This is a genomic window from Candidatus Zixiibacteriota bacterium, from assembly GCA_014728145.1.
Classification (GTDB): Bacteria; Zixibacteria; MSB-5A5; order JAABVY01; family JAABVY01; genus WJMC01.
The window spans coordinates 1-20125 of sequence record WJMC01000177.1; the positions used below are offsets into that span (position 1 = coordinate 1).

General features: G+C 48.7%; 19 protein-coding genes and 1 tRNA gene. 13 read left to right on the forward strand and 7 right to left on the reverse strand.

All coding sequences use genetic code 11. The annotated features are described in order from the left end of the window. The 5 genes from GF404_10370 to GF404_10390 all read left to right on the forward strand — a co-directional run. On the forward strand, positions 1-201 hold a 201-nt coding region (locus GF404_10370; GenBank protein MBD3382586.1), incomplete at its 5' end, for a tetratricopeptide repeat protein. A gap of 11 nt (positions 202-212) precedes the next feature. Next, positions 213-3038 (forward strand): SpoIIE family protein phosphatase, encoded by a 2826-nt coding sequence (locus tag GF404_10375; protein ID MBD3382587.1) that lies wholly within the window; start codon positions 213-215, stop codon positions 3036-3038. Next, a complete protein-coding gene (locus GF404_10380; protein MBD3382588.1) occupies positions 3035-3808 on the forward strand; it encodes an AAA family ATPase in 774 nt (257 codons plus the stop codon). The genes GF404_10375 and GF404_10380 overlap by 4 nt, the downstream gene beginning before the upstream one ends. Then, positions 3783-4520: an anti-sigma factor antagonist gene (locus GF404_10385; protein ID MBD3382589.1), complete on the forward strand. Its 738-nt coding sequence runs from the start codon at positions 3783-3785 to the stop codon at positions 4518-4520. Before GF404_10380 ends, GF404_10385 begins: the two co-directional genes overlap by 26 nt. A 42-nt stretch (positions 4521-4562) precedes the next feature. Further along, positions 4563-6251: a diguanylate cyclase gene (locus tag GF404_10390; protein ID MBD3382590.1), complete on the forward strand. Its 1689-nt coding sequence runs from the start codon at positions 4563-4565 to the stop codon at positions 6249-6251. Positions 6252-6258: 7 nt separating this feature from the next. Here the strand turns inward: GF404_10390 and GF404_10395 are convergent, their stop codons facing one another. The 6 genes from GF404_10395 to GF404_10420 form a co-directional block, all read right to left on the reverse strand. Further along, positions 6259-7284: a DUF362 domain-containing protein gene (locus GF404_10395; GenBank protein MBD3382591.1), complete on the reverse strand. Its 1026-nt coding sequence runs from the start codon at positions 7282-7284 to the stop codon at positions 6259-6261. Positions 7285-7354: 70 nt separating this feature from the next. Beyond that, the gene (locus GF404_10400; GenBank protein MBD3382592.1) at positions 7355-8206 is read right to left on the reverse strand and encodes a DUF3473 domain-containing protein; all 852 of its coding nucleotides are present in this window, start codon (positions 8204-8206) and stop codon (positions 7355-7357) included. Between the two features lie 3 nt (positions 8207-8209). After that, positions 8210-8911 carry a polysaccharide biosynthesis tyrosine autokinase gene (locus GF404_10405; protein MBD3382593.1) on the reverse strand — a complete coding sequence of 234 codons (702 nt, stop codon included), beginning with the start codon at positions 8909-8911 and terminating at the stop codon, positions 8210-8212. 1 nt (position 8912) lies between these two features. Next, positions 8913-10037 (reverse strand): tetratricopeptide repeat protein, encoded by a 1125-nt coding sequence (locus GF404_10410; GenBank protein ID MBD3382594.1) that lies wholly within the window; start codon positions 10035-10037, stop codon positions 8913-8915. Then, the gene (locus GF404_10415; GenBank protein MBD3382595.1) at positions 10034-11602 is read right to left on the reverse strand and encodes a hypothetical protein; all 1569 of its coding nucleotides are present in this window, start codon (positions 11600-11602) and stop codon (positions 10034-10036) included. Before GF404_10415 ends, GF404_10410 begins: the two co-directional genes overlap by 4 nt. Positions 11603-11604: 2 nt before the next feature. After that, on the reverse strand, positions 11605-12576 hold the full coding sequence (locus GF404_10420; protein MBD3382596.1) for a hypothetical protein: 972 nt from the start codon (positions 12574-12576) through the stop codon (positions 11605-11607). A 170-nt stretch (positions 12577-12746) separates the two neighbouring features. Between GF404_10420 and GF404_10425 the strand changes: the two genes are divergently transcribed. The 5 genes from GF404_10425 to GF404_10445 all read left to right on the forward strand — a co-directional run bounded on the left by GF404_10425 (position 12747) and on the right by GF404_10445 (position 17334). After that, positions 12747-13325 (forward strand): methyltransferase domain-containing protein, encoded by a 579-nt coding sequence (locus GF404_10425; protein ID MBD3382597.1) that lies wholly within the window; start codon positions 12747-12749, stop codon positions 13323-13325. Positions 13326-13443: 118 nt separating this feature from the next. Then, positions 13444-13516 (forward strand) — tRNA-Phe (locus tag GF404_10430). A gap of 266 nt (positions 13517-13782) precedes the next feature. After that, positions 13783-13995: a hypothetical protein gene (locus tag GF404_10435; protein MBD3382598.1), complete on the forward strand. Its 213-nt coding sequence runs from the start codon at positions 13783-13785 to the stop codon at positions 13993-13995. A 206-nt stretch (positions 13996-14201) separates the two neighbouring features. Beyond that, positions 14202-16463, forward strand: coding sequence for a hypothetical protein (locus GF404_10440; GenBank protein MBD3382599.1), 2262 nt, complete (start codon positions 14202-14204; stop codon positions 16461-16463). A gap of 13 nt (positions 16464-16476) precedes the next feature. Next, positions 16477-17334 (forward strand): hypothetical protein, encoded by an 858-nt coding sequence (locus GF404_10445; protein ID MBD3382600.1) that lies wholly within the window; start codon positions 16477-16479, stop codon positions 17332-17334. Between the two features lie 9 nt (positions 17335-17343). On the opposite strand, the gene GF404_10450 is transcribed toward GF404_10445, so the two are convergent. After that, positions 17344-17580, reverse strand: a complete 237-nt coding sequence (locus GF404_10450; GenBank protein MBD3382601.1) for a hypothetical protein — start codon at positions 17578-17580, stop codon at positions 17344-17346. Positions 17581-17722: 142 nt separating this feature from the next. On the opposite strand from GF404_10450, the gene GF404_10455 reads away from it, so the two are divergent. The 3 genes from GF404_10455 to GF404_10465 all read left to right on the forward strand — a co-directional run. Continuing rightward, entirely contained in the window at positions 17723-18673 is a 951-nt protein-coding gene (locus tag GF404_10455) for a hypothetical protein (GenBank protein MBD3382602.1), read from the forward strand. Positions 18674-18719: 46 nt separating this feature from the next. Then, the gene (gene ppsR, locus GF404_10460; GenBank protein ID MBD3382603.1) at positions 18720-19601 is read left to right on the forward strand and encodes a pyruvate, phosphate dikinase/phosphoenolpyruvate synthase regulator; all 882 of its coding nucleotides are present in this window, start codon (positions 18720-18722) and stop codon (positions 19599-19601) included. Positions 19602-19751: 150 nt separating this feature from the next. Continuing rightward, the coding region (locus tag GF404_10465) for a YjbQ family protein (GenBank protein ID MBD3382604.1) at positions 19752-20125 on the forward strand (374 nt) is incomplete at its 3' end.

Here is a 20125-nt window from a genome sequence, read left to right on the forward strand (position 1 = left end):
CCACCGGTCGCCATTGAAGAAATCCGTCAGGATGAAGAATACTGGCAGTATTATCTCGACGGTCTCAAGAGTTTTGGCGAAGGCGATTATGAGCAGGCGATAGAGATGTGGGAGAGAGTGCTCGAGAAATATCCCGGCTCTGAGGACACCAGAGAAAACCTTCGACAAGCTCGTTCCCGCTTGGAAAATCAAAATGAGTGATCTGTAACATAATGGTGCTGAAGCAAAAGAAAAAAGAATATCTGAAAGAATTCGAGGCGAGTGAAGAAACTCTCTCCGATATACGTGAATTCGTGTTGCGGGCCCTAAGCTACACCCGTTTCAGTCAGCGCGAATTGACAGCGGTGCTTCTGGTGATCGAGGAAGCCTGCACCAACGTCATCCGGCACGCGTACCTCTACGGCCCCGGAACGATCAAACTGCAGGTAGTGCTCGAACGACGCAAAGTCAAATTTGATATTATCGATACGGGCCGTAAATTCGATTTCGATACAGCCGGCACTCCTGATCTCGAACGCTACGTCCAGACCAGCCGTAAGGGCGGTCTCGGCCTGTACCTGATTCGTAAAATAATGGATAATGTCGAGTACTATTCATCGGGTGGAGAAAACTGCCTGCATCTCGAAAAAACTCTACCTTCGAAAAACCGATTGATCGATTTCTCATGGCTGTCGGATATTTCGATCCGCAAGAAATTCGCTATCTGGTTGACGACTATCCTGACTGTACTGGTACTTATAATATATTTCTATTTTGACAACCGCACCACCGGCACGCTCAACAACAACTTCATGGTGAAGATGAAGGAAGTTGCTACAACTCTTGCATCTCAGGCTGGCGAGAATATCGTCAACGATGTGGCTGATGCTGAGTTTTACCTGCTGGCCCGAAACTTCCGGCGCGAGCATACCGATGTGCGCTATGTCATTATTACCGGACAGGACGGTACCATCTTGGCCAACAGCGAGGATATCACCAGCGTCTACAGCGATTACAATCTGCCTGATGGAGTCAATGCTAATATATATGACAGGGGGCAGAAGCTCGATCGGGAAGAAGCGGAATTGTACCATTTCATTCAGCCGGTGTTCAAAAAACAACCCGAGCTCGCAAAAGTGCATATCGGTTTCAGTTCCAGGAATCTGCAGGATGAGATCTGGGAAGCGAGGCGAGGAATATTTCTGATTACACTTGCCAGTTACGCGGTCGGTCTGCTGGCTGTTATACTCCTTTCGAACTACTTCGTCAAACCGATTCAGAAACTGACAGATGGCGTCAAGAAGATAGGATCGGGCAATCTGGACATGAAGCTTCCGGTCGAGGGAGCCGACGAGTTCTCGGAAATCGCGCTGGCATTCAACGAGATGACTTCCAAGATCAAACAGGCCCAGAAAAAATTTCTGGAGCAGGAGACGATGCAGAAAGAGCTCCAGGTAGCTCAGGAAATCCAGCATACCCTTTTGCCCAAGCATTTCCCGGATATCGAAGGTTACGATATTTCCACCATCTACAAAGCCGCCAAAGATGTCGGCGGTGACTACTTCGACTTCTTCTGGGTCGACGAAAAGACACTCGGTATCGCAGTTGCCGATGTTTCCGGCAAGGGAGTACCCGGGTCACTTGTGATGACGATGATACGAACCGCGATCCGTCTGGAATCGCGTGGCAACCGCTCGGCAGTCGATATTCTCACCCGGGTCAATCATTTCGTTTCCGACGATGTCAAAAAGGGTATGTTCGTCACGATCTTTTTGGTGGTACTGGATTCGGTCAATCGCCGGATTTCATTCGCATCGGCAGGCCACAACCCGATGGTGCTCTACCGCCATGAGGATGACAAGACTTATTTTCTTAATCCACGGGGTATTCCACTGGGTATCAGCCTGCCGGAAGATGTCGATTTTGCAACCAGCCTCGAGGCGGAGTCAATCCGGCTCAAAAAAGATGATATTCTGATTATTTATACCGACGGTATCACCGAGGCTATGGATCGTCGCCGTGAACAGTTCGGCATGGAACGTTTTTTGAGATTCATAAAGACTTATTATTTCCTGACACCGGAGGAGTTCACCGATAAACTCAAGGAAGAACTCCTCGAGTTCACTCATGGCGCCGCCCAGAATGATGATATCACGCTGGTCGCGATCAAGGAAAAGGTCATGGCCGATGACTACCTGCTCGAACGCAGAAAGAAACTGCTTTCGCTGGTGGCAGACCACGGTATGACGGTCAAGGATGCCTGCATGGAGATGAAAGTTTCCACTTCGACATACTACAAATATAAAAAGCGTTATGAGGTCTACGGTGAAGCCGGCCTGAAGAATAAGATTCCCAGAAGCGACGATGCTCCCCGGCAGATATCTTATGAAGAACGTTCGACCCTGCTCAGGATCATACGTAAGTATCCTGAATACGGCACCAAGCGTTTGAAAGATGAACTGGAGTCGGGGGATTATGGCGATATCAATGTAGATGAGCGCATGCTTTACGACGAACTTGTGCGCCTGCGCCTTAACACGCGTAAACAAAGGCTCGAGTACGCCGCCCGTACCGGTGATGGTTTGAGCGATGAGCAAAAGGAAATCCTCAACAAGGAAGCTGAAAAGTATCAGGCCAAGCTGGAACGGGAAAAGCAGGAATATATCGAAAAACTGGCGGCTGAAAAAGAGGCCGCGCAGGCCAATGGTGCCGGCAAGGTCGAAGCTCTGTTCGACAGCCTGGCAGATGCCGGTCTGCCGGAAGATGAAATTTCCGATATGATGGAGATGTTCTCCGACCTGAAAGACAATGTCGACCAGGGAGTGATGATGACCCTGGTTGAAAAGATGAAAAAACGGGTCAACCAGATCGAACTCGATCTTTCCGACAACCGTGTTTTGGATCAATCACGTTTTAAGGATCAGGACTTGATGGGCTGGAAGAAAGTTGCGAATGAGGGGATCGATTTGAATTTGCTTGACAACGACGAAGAAACGGATAGCTTCAATTTTGAAGAGCTGTCCAAAAAGCTCGAAAAAGACGACGACGAGAAATCATGATCAAAATCGCAGTAATGACCTCCAAGGGAGGGACTGGTAAGACCACCACCGCCATCAACATGGGGCATTGCCTGGCGTTATCCGGCAAAAAAGTATTGTTGATAGATTGCGACAGCCAGGCTAATATCACCATGGCGTTCGATGAAAGCCCCAAAAAAGGCTTGTCTGAACTCCTGCTGACCGGCGAGGTCGACATTGTTAAGGCACGCACAAACCTGTATCTGATCGATTCGGGCGGGAAAAGGCTGGTCGAATCCGAGATGATTATAAGCAGGCAGGATGACCGCGAGGAGCGTATGAAGAATGTGTTTTCACGGCTGATCGGATCTGATTATGTGATTTGCGACTGCCCGCCGACTATCAATTTGATCAATATTAATGCCCTGAACTACTGCGATTATGTCATAATCCCGGTCTCGATGGATTTTTTTGCTTGTGAAGGAGCCAAAAAGACCCTTTCTTTGATAGAAGAGATCGAAAACAAAATCGGTCACAAGGTAAATGTGATGGGAATCCTGGCCACTTTCTTCGACAAGCGCACCAGGATCTCGGATCGTATTTACAACCAGTTGATCGAGGAGTTCGGCGAGAAGGTGTTTGTTACGCGTATTCGTATTAACACGCAGATCAAAGAAGCTCAGGAAAACTTCAAGACGATCTTTGAATATGCGCCATATTCGCACGGGGCTCTCGATTATTTTCTGTTAACAAAGGAAATCGCCAACGGACACAGGAAGGTCGCAGATGACTCAGGAGAAAAAAATGGATGAGATCAAGATCTCGCTCGACGCAACCGGCAACAAGGGAGAAATCTCTGTAGTTCGGGTGGACGGCGTGATCGATACAATGACAGCCAGTGAACTCGAACGGGTGATGAACCGTCTGACTGACCAGGAGAAATACAATATCATCATTGACCTGGGCGGAGTGGACTATATCTCTTCGGCCGGCTGGGGTATCTTCATCTCAAATATCCGCGACATCCGCCAGCACCAGGGTGATCTCAAACTGGCCGGTATGGTTCCCAATGTCTATGAAATCTATGAGCTGTTGGAATTCGACACGATTTTGAAAGCATTCGAGAATGTTGATCGGGCGCGCACAGATTTCTCACAACTGGGTGGAGTCGGCGAACAGGTTAAGCCTGAAAACGATCAAACCCGGCCTTTCACAACAGAAGAGCTGAATGCCGATGACTACGACCGTACCGAACCGGATATCCGTCCACCAGCCCGCAAAGAACCGGAGGTGGCCGAAGAAGAACCGGAAAAAGAAAAAGTCGTTGATATAGATGCGGATGAGAGACGAGTGCTGAAACTCGCTTCCGATGATCCGTTTTTGTCGACCTGGGGAATGAAGAAAATCCTCAACACCGAACCGGGCAATCATCCGAAACTGGGCTGGTTCAAAATCAGGCGAATTTTGAAAAAGCATGATATCCTGTCAAAGCGCAAGCGATTCCAGTTCGCCCGTAAGCGCTGAGCAGCGATTCGTGCATAGACATTATTAGAAGGGGGAAGACAGTTGCCTGAGATCGTGGCCGGTACAGGCGTGATTATTATCGTCTTATCCTGTATCTGTCTGTTTTTGATCGGCCTGTTAGCTTACCTTTACCTGAGGCTCAAACGCAATCAAACACCTTCTCAAACTACTGCTGAACATCTCCAGCTACTCTACCTCAAATCACAGGAATCCCTGCTCAAAGCCATCACAACCGGCCAGCCGTTCAAACGCTGTGCTTCGGATTTCGCGAATTCTTTAAAAGACACATTTCAGATCGAGCGGATGGCGCTCTACATTCGCAACCGTCAGCGCTTCGTGCCGATTATCTGGAACGGGATCGATCAGCCCGGGATCAACCGTCTATATTTTTCAGCGAACCTCGAGTTTATCAAAAAGCTTGCGCATGAGGCCAAACCGCTCAGTTTCGATAATTTCGAGCCGAGCGACAACCTGGGACGCCTGCTTCACCAGAAACTGCATATGCGCATCGTTATACCGGTTGCCACCGGATCGAATTTGAACGGTCTTTTGGTCGTATCGGAGAGTGCCAGTTACGATATCAATGAACTGGCTCCTTATCTATTGACTTTGGCCGATGTGCTCTCGCATGCTTCCGAAATCTCTCGAAAAACAAGTTTTCAACCACCACCCCCCAAACCGACCCATGAGAACAACCGCAAGCCGGGCGCGGAGCTTCTTTACGAAGTCAATAACCGAATGCTCAAGCTGTACAGCGAAAAACCTCTTATGGAGACTTTTCAGGATATCCTGCGCAAATATATCAGGCCGTCATTTATGTTTGTCTTTATGCCGGTCGATCACAAGAATCAAATGAAGGTGCGTTACGGTTCGGGTCCTGTGCCGGACCAGGTCAGGGATTTCAATCTCAACCGCCAGGAGGGGGTGGTAAATCTGCTCTCCCGCCAGCACGGCATCCATCGCCTGAACCATGTCGAGGAAGCTCTGGGACGCGATCCCTTACTGCAGGTATTCAAGGAAACCGGTGTACAGCTTCTGACCGGTCTTTCGCTTCCCGGACGGCGTTGCGCGGTCATGGGACTGGGGGAGAAGCGCTCTCGTCCCGGTTTTTACAACCGCGATGACCTGAATATGCTCAACGCGCTCAGTCAGACTTTGCGGATGACCTTGTACAATATCTACCAGTTCAATCGTATCGAGGAACTATCATATACCGACCACATGACCGGCCTCTACAATTACAGGTACTTTTACAAGCGATTGGCGGAGGAGATAATGCGTGCCCGTCGTTTCAATCATGATCTCGCGCTGGTGATATTCGATATCGATGGTTTCAAGGAATTCAATGATAAATACGGTCACCAGGCTGGAGATAATATCCTCAAACAACTTGGCAGGCTGGTCGAAGACAGCGTGCGAACTATCGATATTCTGTCCCGCTACGGTGGCGATGAGTTCTGCCTGGTGATGCCGGAAACCGGCCTTGAGGCCTGCGAGCAGTTCATGGAGAGGCTTCGAAAAAAAATAGAGAACCATCCCTTCCGCAATCGTTTCAACAATCAATCTCTCGGGATTCATATCAGTATGGGGGGCGCGCTCTATCCTACACATGCCGAACGTGCCGACCGTTTGATCTATTGCGCTGACATGGCCCTTATGGAAGCCAAGCAGACCGGGCGCAACAAAATCAGCATCTACGATAGTTCGCTCGAAAAGAAAAACGCGAAATAGCCGGGAATCAGGCTTTGACTTTTTGTTTGTATTTCTGGAATAACTGTCCCCACTTGGTCTTGTTGTAGCGGGATATTATCGACTTGCCCACTGTCGGGTACCAGAACAGATCGTGGTACACATTGGATGCAAACGGCGCCCATCCGACTAAAGGCGAATGCAGGGCAGGTTTCTCCAGAAAGCGTAACGGTCCCTTGCGGAGCATCTGGTCGCCCCAGATAACGAAACTGCGCTTTACTGTAAAACCGAAATCTACATCGGCAACCTCCTCACCGACTATCTCGATGTCGCGGATGTCGGCACAGCCCAGTTCGCGCTCATGACACATCTTCAGGTAGGGGATGCTCATCGGATCGAATCCCATCATGTGAGCCGCGACGGAATCTATGGCGACCGAGTCGGCCGAGGCCAGTATATAATCCTTGACCACAGGTTGCATGGTGCGCGGGCCGGCCCCGTTGCCGCAGACCGTGCCATCCATCACCGCGAAGATCGACGGATGCAGTTCCTTCTGCATGATCATCAGGTCGACCAGGACCTCATGCATGTATTTATGGGCGTAATGACGAACTTCTTTCAACAGACCGCCGAACGAATTCTTTATTGCGCCGGTGGTAGTCGAGTGACCATGGGTTTTGATTGTAGGTAAATGGATGATCTGTTTGCCGATATACATCTGCGGGATTTCGATACCATCCGGGAAGATCTGGTTCAGCCTCAGCAATTTGTTTTTGAACTTGAACAGGGTCCAGTCGACTTCCGGCAACGCAGTAAAGCTTGCGCCGTATTGATCGAGCACCGGCTTCCAGAGATTGTTTTTACAGCCTTTATGTGGATCGGTCACGACCGTTTTATTTTCCAGTGGATAGAGTTTATCGAAATCATAGCCGTCATCCGCCATAGTTTTCAAAATCCCCTCGAGTTGCCAGGGCTGGCTGGAACAGGCCGGGAAATACTTAGTCCATGACAGGTTGAGCTTGAGGATCGTTTCGTTTTTCTTTCTGATTACCTGTTGATAATCAGCCATGTGCATCAACTTTTTGTAATCGTCTAAGATTGTCTCCGGCTCGGTTTTGAGCACTACTACTTTGGAATTCGCCACTTTATTCGCTCACTGTCTGTTTCGGTCCGATTTTAAATACGTCTCGCATCGGTGCAAAGGAAAACTTTTTAAGCAGTTTTCGCAACTTAATTTCCGTCGTTTTCAGGTTCGTGTAATGGCGGAAACGACTCCTGGCGGAGACATCCAGCCGTGGCTGATGACTATCCAGTTCCCATGGATGGAAGTATATGATTGCCGGAAAACCGGCATTATTGAGCTTTTTGATACTCCATTCCGTGAACCAGTACGGAAACAGCCTCAGGTATCCTCCTCCGCCCACCCCGATGTTTTTACCGAGAATCCTGATCGTGGAAGGGGGAATCTCGAGTATTTTACGGCCGTCCTCGAGTTCGATCGTATGCCCGAAGCGCGGGAAATCCGGTGAACCGTAGATATCGTGATTGACCGGAAAAACAGAGGAGTCATAGTTGAAGCCGAGGTCGCACAGAATCTCCCAGACCCAGCGGTCAGCGGGACGAATCGAAAAGGAGGGAGCACGATAACCTCGAACCGGGATATCGATAACTTTCTGAATTGCTTCGAGCGATTTCTGGGTATCAACCCGAAATTCCTCCGGGGTCAGCTTATAGACCAGCCTGTGGGCGAAACTATGAGAGCCGATCTCATGACCTCGTTCATACAGGTGACTGACTATCTCCGGAAATGTTTCTGCCACCCAGCCGAGGATAAAGAAAGTCGCCTTGACATCGTACTCATCGAGGATCTCAAGAGTACGGACTATATTGGACAATATCCTGGTTTTCTGTTTTGGCCAGCTTTTTAACGGAAACTTGTCCCGAAAAGCCTCTACGCAGAACCAGTCTTCGACATCGATCGTAATCGCGTTTTGCATCGTTTATTTATGAGATGTATAATGATACCCGTAGTATTTGTAATTATAATAATAGGGCAGGGCCTGTTTGACATTATTTAGAATGACTCCCAATAGCCGTGAACCTGACTGTTCGATCAAATTGGCTGCCCGAGTCACAACTTCCTGCTGGGTTGCGCCTGCCTTGACCACCAAAGCGATGCCATCGACCTCCCCGCCCATAATCAAAGGATCAGAAACCGGTACAACGGGAGCGGAGTCGATTATGATCAGTTCATAATAAAACCGAGCCGACTCGATGAAAGTCGCAAGATGGGGAGAATCAAATAGTTCGGTCGGATTCTCCTGTCTTGGGCCGGAAGTCAACAGGTCGAGATTTTCTACACCAGTCTTTTTTACGCACTCTTCGATCTTGGCTTTCTCAAGAATAATATCGCTTAAGCCGACATCCTGTTCGACATCGAACAGCTGGTGCAATACCGGACGCCTCAGGTCAGCATCGATTAAAAGCGTCTTGCGGGGACGATGAGTCGCGGCAGTCAGTCCCAAAAAGGCCGAGATCGTGCTTTTGCCTTCACCGGTAGACGCCGAGGTCACAAGGAATGCCTTGGAGTTATCCGGCAGAAGCTTGCTTTTGGTTATATTGTAAAGCAGTCGTCGAAACTCTGTCGCGAACGGGGCTTCAGAATTATATGTTTCCAGTATATTATGTCGTTTTTTTCCCATTTTAATCCTTCAGCACGTTCTTTATTACCATATCAAAACCCATGATCTCGTTTTTAGCGATCTTAAGGTTCTTGTCCGCCTTGTCATAGGCCGGATTTATCAGCAACGCTTTTTTGTACTCCTCGATCGCCTTGCCATGCACGAACCTGCTCAGCATCGTATAGGCCACTGCCAGCTCGTAATGCAGGTCGGCGTAGTCGGGATTGTCCGAAACCGCCTTCTGCAGATACTTAATTCTCTTTGAAATAATTTTCTCGTTTAACTGGTCCGCCTTGAGCAAAAACTTCAGGTAGAAATTAGATGCCTCCGAGTGCTTGATACTTGCTCGTTTCTCGCGGATCTTCAAAAATGAAGCAAAAGCTTTCTCGAGGTCACCCTCGCGCAGGTAAGCTTTCGCCTGTTGGAAATCATTGTCGACGATATCCGGCATTATCACCGATACTTTATTCAGGGCAGTTTCGATCATCTCATCCTTTTTGGCGAACATGCTGTAGTCTTCATGGCGGATCGCGTTAAGGATATAAGTCAATACCTGGTTGAGATAAGCCTCGCCGTAATAAATATTAATTTTCAGGGCTTCATCGAATTCCTCGATCGCTTTCTGGCAGGAATCGGTTGCCAGGTAAGCTTCCCCCAGAATATTGCGGTAGTCGGCGTAGTGTGGTTTAATCTCGACCGCTTTTTTCAGGGACCGGACAGCATCGGAAAACCGATTCAGACGAAGATAGACCCGTCCGAGATGTTTCCAGGCATAGTGGAAATCCGGATCGAGACGGGTGGCATGTGTGAACAGCTTGGCTGACTCGAGGTACATCTTCTTGTAATACAACGCCTGTCCCAGGTAATCCAGGTCGAGAGGGTCGGATGAGTCAGATGAATTCTGGTACAACCCGACCAACTGCTCCATCTCCCGCCGGCGTTCTTCATGAGCCGAATTAATGAGTCTTTTGAGATCTTCACGAGTGAGATCTTTTTCGATCTTTTCGACGAAAGTCTCCAATAACTCACCATCAGAGAAGAGAGACGAGAGTATACGGTTGCGGTGGCTGTCGCTGACCGTCTGGATCAGGTACTCCTTGTCGCCTGTGGCCAGACGGCTGTTAATCCTGTATGCCTGCTGGGTCATGATTTACTCCCCACCATTTTGCTTTCTTTGCTTTTTGTGATTGCGGTCTTTTTCGGTGATTGTGCGCTTTTAAACTCGATCTTCGGGATAGTACCCAGAACTTTGAGCCCGAGCTGGTTCTCGATATTTTCGATCTTCTTGACTGAATTGTCGGTTACCTCGGCTAAAATCACCGCTCCCGTTCCCAGCAGAAGTCCCAGTGCGCAACCCATCAGGGTAATCTTGAGACGGTTGGGCCAGTATGGTTTGAGCGGTACAAATGCCGGTTCAATGATCTTGTAGCGGTTTTCAGCTTCCTCGCGGTAGACTTCCATAGCCAGCTGCGAACCGGTGTAGGATTCGAGAAACTGATCATACAGCATCTTCGCGCGGGCCACCTCTTTTTCCATCTTTTCGAGCTGGATTGCGGCGTCGGGGCCGGTCGAAAAACTGTTTTTTATGCCTTCCTTACTGCTTGCAAGTTGGATTTCTTTATGGCGAAGGTAATCCAGTGTAGCCTTTGCCACAATATAGTCCTCGATCAATTCCTGTGCTTCAGTGCTCTGGGCTGAATATTCATCGGTAACGTAATTGTCCGCAACTGACTCGATACTGTCGAGCGTGTTATCGACATCACGCTTCTGGCTCTGTACTTTGGGATCCTGCCAGGTATATCTCTCCATCAGGTTGGCAAGTTGACTGGTGCGATCCAGTAAAAGCCTCTTCAGGACTTCCAGCTGATCGGAGGTCTTGATATCCTCCGGCTTGAGCGCGAACTTCGCCAATTGATCTTCAATGAAATTGAGACGATCATTAACCTCCACCAGGTCGGTTCTGCGCACCCGGTCGAGTTCGGATTCGATATCGCGCAGGTTCTCCTGCGTAGTCAGACCGCGGTCGATCGCTGACTTCTGGTAATTCTTTTTGAATTCAGCCAGTTCCTCTTCTTTTTCTTCCAGTTCCTTTTTGTATATCTGGGCTTGCGTATTGGCAAATTCGAGACGGCTGCGCACATCCAGAAGGTCGGACTTCAGCCGTTCATCGCGGTAGACTTCGGCCAGTGTCTGGGCGATATCCCTGGCCTTGAGAGGATCTTCGCTCTCAGCGCCGATTTGAAGAATATTCTCACTGATGAAATTGACACCGATTCGGCTCCGCAGATCTTCAATCAAAATTCGATACGCAAGATCCTGTAATTTAAAATTAGGAAAAGACTTCTGCTTTTCAGCGGCTTTCTTTAGTATCTCTTCGTCCTGGTCGAGACCGAGCTGGGTAATAAGCTTGGCCAGGTTCAAGTCCGAAGTGACCTCCGAGCGCATCTCGTTGAGCTTACGCCTGAACTGCCGTTCGGTAACATATCCGCGCTCGTACTGGCCCGGGATTATACGTGCGATATCGCCGGTAATGATCTTACTGCTGGACATCCTGATCACTACGCTCGACTGGTACTTGGGAGAGATCAAATAGCTTCCCCCGTAGCTGATACCGACGATCAATATAAACGGCAGGATCAACAGCCATTTGCGTTTGGCGATAACCTGCCATATCTCGCGCAGGTTGATACTTTTTTCGTGAAGCTGATTCATAATTAATCGGAAATCCTATCTACTAACAGGTAAGTTGATATGACGGTTCCAAAAACTGCGATGAAATCCCTGATTCGTGCCGATGTGCCCCAGAAACCTCCAGTATCTCCCGGGATATAGATCGTATCCTCGGGTTTGAGTTTGTAGCGGGGCGGAGTGCCTTTTTTAGTCCGTTTTTCCAGGTCGAGAGTGATGACATTGGAATAGAAGTCCTGCTTGTTGAAGATTCGTACTTTTCCGAGGTCGCCCGAAGGCACAGGTCCGCCGGCCAAAGCGATCGCGTCCATCGCCTCCATCCCGGGTTCGTAAGTTATCGGGCCGGGCGAGTTGACATGGCCGATTACATAAATGATGCTTTTACGCTCATCTGTTCCGGCAGACGGCAGGCCGGGGCCGGCTGAAGAGGCGGCCCGTTTGACTTCGACGATATCCTCGGGAAAGAGATCCGGGACCTTGTCGAGATTGCCCTCGGAAATTCGCTGGGCCAGATTGACTTTGATAATTTCACCTTTATTCTTAGAACCGCGAATAATTACAATGTTGGAAAGATCTCCCTGCGGAGTTACACCGCCGGCTTCCTTGATAAGCTCCCAGATGGTCGGGATTACCTCGAAGGCGTACTTGCCGGGTTCCATTATTTCACCTGTAATAAATACCTTGTTGGAATTGTATTCGAGTACTTCCACAGTGGCCTGAGAGATATTGCGATTGTAACGTGACACCTGGTCGCCGATCTTGCGTGCCAGTTCAGGCGGAGTCATGCCCGCCGCGGTGATTTCTCCAATTACGCTGATCGTGATCTTGCCGTCCTGGCGTACTTTTACCACCTGGTTAAGAGAGGGGTCTTGCCAGAAGCTGATCGATAACACATCCTCCGGCCCGATCTTGTAATCCTCGGCCGGGCAGAGGCTGGCGAGAAAGACGATTAAAAATGCCGTGATTGTTCCTAACTGCAATATCTTCAAGCGGTTCATCTAAACTCCTTTTTAGATTATGTCGGCATAATATATACCGCATTTATGGTCATTGTAAAGTAAAAACTCTCGCTGAGCCAATCTGAAAATAACCTGAAATTGAGACAAATTCAAGAAGTTATTGTTGACACTCGCTTACTTATACAAAAAATTACAAAAAAGGGGTCAAAATGAATGATGATTTATCACACGGTCGGGGAAACAGGATAGATTTTCTTTCTACCGATGATAGTGATGCTTTGAAAAATCTGATAAGCGAATCGGGTGTATTGCCGGGTGAAGTGGTGGCCGATTTCGAGTTCGGGCATGATTTCTGGCCGGTGCTTCTGGAGGGAGTTGGCCCGGAGGGCTTTTTGTCTGCCTTCGATTTCTCATGTTGCCTGCCACAGGCGATGAAACCCTTGAATCCAAATCTTGAAATTCTGTCAGCCGATATTCATTCGCTTCCGGTCGAGGACAGCCGCTTCGACCATGTCTTCTGTTTCGATATGTTCGCCGACTTTGATTACAAGGAAAAAGCCCTGGCAGAAATCCATCGAGTACTCAAACCGGGCGGTTCTTTGCACATATATCATGTTTCCGATCCGGCCTCATTGGAGCAGGTGTCCATCTCTTTTCCTGAAACAGAAGCAAGTCACTGCCTTCCGGACAGGCAGGTGTTTTTGATCATGCTGTCCGAGGCCGGCTTCAGCGTTGCCACATACGACGATACGAGCAGGATCTTTCAACTCGAAGCGGTTAAACTATAACCTTGCACCTGCTGAACCATGCTTTATTTTGTACAGAAGAGTTTCCCAAAAAATAGTCGAGCGTTCTAAAAAGATATTGACTTCAGTCGAAAATAGTTGTATAGAAAAGGCTTAATAAGGCGCCCTAGCTCAGTTGGTAGAGCAACGGACTGAAAATCCGTGTGTCCCCAGTTCGATTCTGGGGGGCGCCAATTTTTATTGCCTCCGCCAAAATTTTTCCCGCTTAAATTTGTTAAAACCCGGACTCGCTCAGATTGTCTCATTCTGGAAAGATTTTCATTACAAGTAAGGCATTTTTTTCCTTATTTGACAAACTGACAGGAAAAAGATGTCATCTCTGTCTTCGCTTTATCTCCTTGAATACAAGCCGGTTGTAATTTTTTTGAACAGTGTTTCATTTTTTGGCACCCGGTTTGAAATATAAAGAGGGCGTAAGGGAGATAAAAAAGGAGAAAGCATGGGAAAGCTGTTAATGTTAATCTTGGTGATCGCGTTAGTGCTGGTGATACTGCCCTCGGATTTGCGAGACTGGTGTATGTTCCAGCTGGGAAAAATGGTTTGTGTCGCTTCTGATGCGGGCTATCAAAGCGCCGATACGACAGCTCATCCCGCTGACTCCGAGCATACCTTTGATATGGAAATAAGCAGTTTGTTGGTTAGTGCCGTATAAACTTCAAGACAAAGAGCATACTGCCCTTTGGTATGGTGTATTTTCTTGATGCTTCCCTCCTTTTATTGCAGGCGGACTCCCGGTCCGCCTGTTTTTGTATTTTAAACCTTAAAAAAAATATCGAGACGGGATTGACAGGGGGCGATTTTTGAGTTTCTTAGAAACCAATGAATTGCCCCAGGTTCTTTTGCAAGATAGTTCTAATATTGTCCCTTCTGGCTCCGGTAGCTTATGGACAGGATCAGGCGGAGATTATCGATGCCAACCTGATCCGGATGTTCGTCGGAAATAACGGAGTTCTGGCCCATGACTTCGAACGCTCTGTCGCCGGCGAATACGAGGGTTTCTATTACGGTTCAACCGACAGCCTTAACCTCATCTGGGGCAGTGGCCTCTGGATCGCTTCCAATCGTCTGGGAAACTACCAGTCCTCACAGTCATACTACCTGACCGGCAGGGTGGGAACGCAGTTTGTGCCCGGCAGATGCGCTGAAGATGATCCCGGCGATAACCGCTACCGGGTATATAAAATCACCTCCGATGATCTGCTTCAGCCCGGCGATGACTGGCTCAACTGGCCGGTTGAACTGGGAGCTCCGGTCGATCAGAACGGCAATCCGTTATTGATTGGCGAGCAGACGCTGTTTTCGGTTTTCAGCGACTGCGATACGATCCGTCGACAGAAAGTAGGCACCGATTCAGAACCGCTCGGACTGGAAATCCGACAGCTGGTCTACGCCTACGATCAGCCGGGTGATCTCGGAGAAGTTGTCTTTGTCGATTATGAGATAATCAACCGCAGTGGCCGTCAGCGCGATTCTGTGGTCGTCGGAATTTTCTCCGATCCCGATTTGGGACTGCCTTCCAACGATCTTTTCGGTTCAGATAAACGTACTGCCACCGCCTATTGCTATTCGAGCAAAACCGACGCGCAATTTGAGCCCCATGGTTTTCCGATTATGGGAGTGATGGCTGTCTCGGCTGAAAAGTGTGGCACAAAGTATTACGAGCAAGTCAATGCCACAATCCATCACCAGACTTACGCCTTTCCGATCAGTTCCGAAGCGGCCTTCAATGAGCTTTATGGACGTCATTTTGACGGCGCTGATTTTATCGACCCGACCACTTCGGAAGCAACCCGCTTCCCGTTTTCGGGAGACCCACGCTATGATATCGGGTGGATTGACGATGAGCCGGATGATATTCGTATGCTGGCCGCGACCGGGCCGTTTAAGCTCCGCACCAGCGATACAATTTATGCCCGCTTCGCGTTTCTCGCGACTGTAGGAGAGGATAAAAATGATGCCCTGACCCGTTTCTATGACCTTGCTCTGAAAGTCAAGGATTTCGGAGTCCACGGTGCCGGGGGCGTTACTGTCAGCGGGCCCGGCCGGCAGGGATTTATTTCTACAATCAGATTTGCGCCAGCAGAGCAGAACTGGATTGACGGGATATCATTCGCGGGTGATTACAATGCGAGCGGAATCGGGCCGGCCTCCAGGCTGATTGGTTCGAGTCTTTCGAATCAAGACCTGGAATCTGTCGAACTGCGCTTTTCCAATCAAGCTTTCTCCAGAGCATATTATTACGCAGAATCGGATTCTGCCTGGGAATATGCCGGATTGGTCGATATCCCGGTGCAGGCTTTCGAGCATTTAAGCGGACGCAGGCTCAGCCTGATCTTTCTTAATCCGGACGGTTATGATTGCGATTCATGTTTTATATCAGCGAATAATTCTGAGGCTGTCTACTATTTGATCGTTACTAATTCGAGCTACGACGGTTCCGGGGCAGAGAAGGAGGGTTACATAGCCTCCGATCCGTTCGACGGACTGGCCAACCAGGACCTGCTTTATATTTTAAGGTATAAAGTCTTTAAGCGTTCTTTGATACACAATATATCCGATGGGCAGGAACTCCTGATAGAGTACAGCAGGGCAGATAGTTCTGCAAAAATCGACTCGCTTCGGTTAGGCCAGACTGTCGTTTCAAAATCGCTCTCGCAAACTGTTCAAGTCACAAGCGATTATCTGGCCGACAGCCGGATAAGGCTGGAGTTTTCCGACCCGCTAAGCTTTAGCTCATCGCAGACCAGCCTGAACGTGAAACCGGACAGTTCAAGTCAGCTCTATTTCCAGTTCACTCCCGCACAGGCGGGCCTGTTTGAGACAAAAGTTCGCCTTTACAACGATGATTTCGGATTTTACTTCGATTCCCTGACACTCACCGGAGAGGCGCTTAACTGGCCAGTGGAAGGGGATTTCAATCTCAACGGGATACTGGAGGCGGGCGACGTCGTCTCATATCTCGGCTACTTCTACCGTGAAAACCAATTACCTGAAATCGAGGTCGATCTCGATCTGGACGACTCGGGAGATCTGACTATCAGTGATCTGGTGCATATCCTGAATCGTCTTTTTTTGCGCGAAAGCGGTTCTTCGCCGGCACGCAAGTTGCACTTTAGGTGATTGAGGCAAATGTATGAACAAGTATAAGTTATACATATCTATATTGTTGTCTGTAACGCTCCTCTGGGGTGCTCAGGGGATAGCCGGCAACTCGTTTTACTACAACGGCACGGTGGTGACTACCGACATAATCCCCAAATATGCTGATAGTCATGAATTTAACTCGGCTGGAGGCAGTTCACTTTTACGTTACGGTATAACGGCTGGGGTTCATGCCACTATATTACCCCTGGCATACAACCAGATGATTTCCTCCTGGGGACGTCCCGAAGGCAGGTTTCATATCAAGGATGACTGGGCGGGGGACAACCTTGGGCTCAACGATGAGGTCTCGCATCTGTTTGTCTCGTATAAGCTTATGCAATTCCTCCATTTCGGCTACAAAAGCCTCGGGTTTTCGGAAAAAACGGCACGAATTGCGGGAATTGTTGAAACCGCTTTCATAGTAACTGCAGTCGAATTCCCAATCGATGCTTACAATCCCGATCAGGGTATGGGGCTATCTGACCTGTTATTCGATTATACCGGGATTTTTCTGGCCTGTTTGAAGATTTCAGACAGCCGTTTCGATGACTTCGATATTAAGACTTCTCTCAGGTCGATGAGTTACTCCGGTAAAAATGTGATCGGTTCGAATTCCGAGGATTATGACAACTATATATACTGGTTGACATACAGCCGTTCACCAGTCGTTTTCGGGCTCGGTTACGGTACCGATCATCCTTCCAGCGATGTCCAGCGGGAGATATATTTTGGAGTGGGGAGCACGCTTCACGATTTAGTCGCGCCGGTCAGTAAAAAAGCGGCCAAATATCTCGAGTTTACAGAATTCTACTATTTGAATCTGCGTTTTAAATTACTCGACTTTTAATGCCTTCAACTACCTGACGATTCCTCTTACGATATCGACCGCCAGTAGAGCCATACCACAGATTATGGTGATTTTAACGCCGGGTTCGGAGAGCTTGTCGGTTACTTCGGAGAGTTCGCGGATTTGCTCCAGCATGAAGTTTAAGAATTTACCCAGTTCGATTTTTTCTTCCGGTCCGGGCAGACCGAATTCAATGAGGTAGCAGATACACAACACTGCAATCGTGATTACGATTAGGTTTTTCATTTACTCCTCTTTCGAGGTTTGAGATATGGTGCATACACTTCGAAGACCAATTTAATATAAGATCGGTCAAAAATCAAATGTCTTTTCAATTATTTATACAGTTTTAACTTCCATAAGCTTCAAAAATATCTAATATAGCGGTATGGCTGATCCCAGGGATTTACCGCGCAAAAAAATAGCTTTAGCGCTCGGAGCAGGAGGCGCTCGCGGACTGTGTCATATCGGGGTTATCGAAAAACTGCTGGAAGCCGGAATCGAGATCGATTATATCACAGGTTCCTCGATCGGGGCTATCCTGGGCGGATATTACGCCCTGACCGGCGATATTGGCAAAACCCATGAAAAAGCGATTGAGCTTATCCAGGACCGGGAGCTGAGCAAGGCATGGGAAGCCTTCGCGCCTCGAAGCGGGGAGGCGGAAAAAGCTAAAAGCGGGAAATTTCTGGATGAGATCCGCTTCTTTATAACCCGTCAGTACCAGAAACTGGCAGTCTTTACCAAACCATCACTGGCCTCAAAAGAAGATCTTCTCAATCCCCTCAAAAAACTGTTTGATGAAAAAAGCACACTCGATCTCAAGATACCGTTTTGCGCAACCTCGGTCGATCTCATTTCCGGAAAGGAAATTCATGCCCGCGACGGCAAGCTGGCTGAAATCATATATGCATCCTCGGCTATTCCGGGGGTTTTTCCTGCTCTGGAAACTGCCGGGATGCTTCTCTCTGATGGTTCGATATCGGATCTGGTGCCGGTCGATGCTGTCCCGGATGATGAGGATTACTACATCATAGCGGTCTTCTGCGGATTGGATCCGCGGGTTGAAAAGGACTATACCACCGGTCTGAATATCCTGATGCGGTCCGATGAACTTGCGCGACGCAAGTTAAACAAGATGATATTGGAGCAGGCTGATATGGTGATCGCGCCGGATGTCGAGAATTACCACTGGTCGGAATTCAACCTTTACGAGGAAATTATCGAAAAGGGGCGCAAGGCGTCGCTCTACCAGACAGAAACTATACTGAGGCAGATTGCTCCAACGGCGGAGAAACCTGGTTTATGGCAGAGGATGTTCGGGTGGCTGAAAAAGTAACCCGATTTTGTTTGACCGCACACCGCCAGTTTACTAAGTTAACCTCATGACTGATCTTTTACGAAGCCGTAAAATCAATCCTAATACCAAGAAAATCGTGATCGTTTCGGATGGTACCGGTCAGACCGCCAAGCGTCTTCTGGATGCTGTCCTGGCCCAATACGAGGACCACAGGCATCATTTCGAGATAGAAAATATCTACCAGAAAGTACGCACCAAACGCAAGGCCAAAGATGTTTTGGCAGTTGTCAAGCCGGACACTCTGGTCGTTTTCTCGCTGATCAGGGACGACTTGCGCAGTTATTTCCACGAGAGTTTACATGAGCGCGACCTGTTGCACCTGGATGTTCTGGCGCCGATGCTGAAAACCATGAAAAAGTTTCTCGGCTTTCACCCGCAGTTCAAACCCGGGCTTCTGCATATCGTGGACAATAATTATTACAGCAAAGTCGATGCTATCACGTTCACGGTCGAGCATGACGACGGGCGCGGGTTCAATATCAAGGAGGCCGACCTGATCCTTTTGGGACCTTCGCGCACCTGCAAGACGCCGATTTCGATGTATATCGCCTGTAATTACGGGTATCGTGTCGCAAATATTCCGCTTGTCAACGATGAATTCCTGAAAAAGCAGTTGTACAACCGCCTGCGGGGAGTGGACCGCAAACGGATTATCGGGCTTCTGATGAAACCGGATGTGCTGATAAATATCCGTCTCGAAAGGGCCGGGATCCTGGCTGATGATGAACTCGGACAGAGAAGCCTCGATTCCTATCACGATGAGGAAATCGTGCGCGAGGAACTGCGTTTCTGCCGTATGCTCTACGCCGAATTGTCGATAGATTCCGCCGATGTCACCAAACGTGCGATCGAAGAACTCTCGGTTGAAATCCTCGAAATTGCCGGGGTTAAAACGGCATCATATTAACAGCAGTGGACAGGTATCGTGATCATGGCGATTCTCGCTTGACTGAATTGACTGCCGGCAGTCCGGTTCAGCCAAATGACAGCCATATTTCTACATAGACCATGATAATGTAAGGCTCGAGATTGTAACGGTACAACTAAGGAGGCAAAAATGAAATCCCATACTGACTACCTCTGGTTCGAAACTAAAAAGAGGCGCGAATATATAAACATCACCGACAAAGTCGAAGAAGCGGTTGAAAAATCCGGTGTGAAAGAAGGACTGGTGTTTGTCTCGGCTATGCATATCACAGCGGCGGTATACATCAACGACGCTGAATCAGGTTTGATTGCGGATATCGATGAATGGCTGGACGGAATCGCCCCTTTTGGGAAGGACTACCGTCATCACAGAACCGGCGAAGATAACGGCGATGCTCACCTGAAAGCGCTTCTGATGCATTGCCAGGTGCTTCTGCCGATTACTGAAGGCAAACTCGATTTTGGTCCCTGGCAACAAATCTACTATGCCGAATTCGACGGCCG

What these genes read in the sequence shown, in the direction of transcription:
- GF404_10375 (MBD3382587.1), top strand. Translation starts at nt 213, where the DNA reads ATGGTGCTGAAGCAAAAGAAAAAAGAATATCTGAAAGAATTCGAGGCG.
- GF404_10380 (MBD3382588.1), top strand. Translation starts at nt 3,035, where the DNA reads ATGATCAAAATCGCAGTAATGACCTCCAAGGGAGGGACTGGTAAGACC.
- GF404_10385 (MBD3382589.1), top strand. Translation starts at nt 3,783, where the DNA reads ATGACTCAGGAGAAAAAAATGGATGAGATCAAGATCTCGCTCGACGCA.
- GF404_10395 (MBD3382591.1), bottom strand. Translation starts at nt 7,284, where the DNA reads ATGCACATGGCTGATTATCAACAGGTAATCAGAAAGAAAAACGAAACG.
- GF404_10400 (MBD3382592.1), bottom strand. Translation starts at nt 8,206, where the DNA reads ATGCAAAACGCGATTACGATCGATGTCGAAGACTGGTTCTGCGTAGAG.
- GF404_10405 (MBD3382593.1), bottom strand. Translation starts at nt 8,911, where the DNA reads ATGGGAAAAAAACGACATAATATACTGGAAACATATAATTCTGAAGCC.
- GF404_10410 (MBD3382594.1), bottom strand. Translation starts at nt 10,037, where the DNA reads ATGACCCAGCAGGCATACAGGATTAACAGCCGTCTGGCCACAGGCGAC.
- GF404_10415 (MBD3382595.1), bottom strand. Translation starts at nt 11,602, where the DNA reads ATGAATCAGCTTCACGAAAAAAGTATCAACCTGCGCGAGATATGGCAG.
- GF404_10420 (MBD3382596.1), bottom strand. Translation starts at nt 12,576, where the DNA reads ATGAACCGCTTGAAGATATTGCAGTTAGGAACAATCACGGCATTTTTA.
- GF404_10425 (MBD3382597.1), top strand. Translation starts at nt 12,747, where the DNA reads ATGAATGATGATTTATCACACGGTCGGGGAAACAGGATAGATTTTCTT.
- GF404_10435 (MBD3382598.1), top strand. Translation starts at nt 13,783, where the DNA reads ATGGGAAAGCTGTTAATGTTAATCTTGGTGATCGCGTTAGTGCTGGTG.
- GF404_10445 (MBD3382600.1), top strand. Translation starts at nt 16,477, where the DNA reads ATGAACAAGTATAAGTTATACATATCTATATTGTTGTCTGTAACGCTC.
- GF404_10450 (MBD3382601.1), bottom strand. Translation starts at nt 17,580, where the DNA reads ATGAAAAACCTAATCGTAATCACGATTGCAGTGTTGTGTATCTGCTAC.
- GF404_10455 (MBD3382602.1), top strand. Translation starts at nt 17,723, where the DNA reads ATGGCTGATCCCAGGGATTTACCGCGCAAAAAAATAGCTTTAGCGCTC.
- ppsR (MBD3382603.1), top strand. Translation starts at nt 18,720, where the DNA reads ATGACTGATCTTTTACGAAGCCGTAAAATCAATCCTAATACCAAGAAA.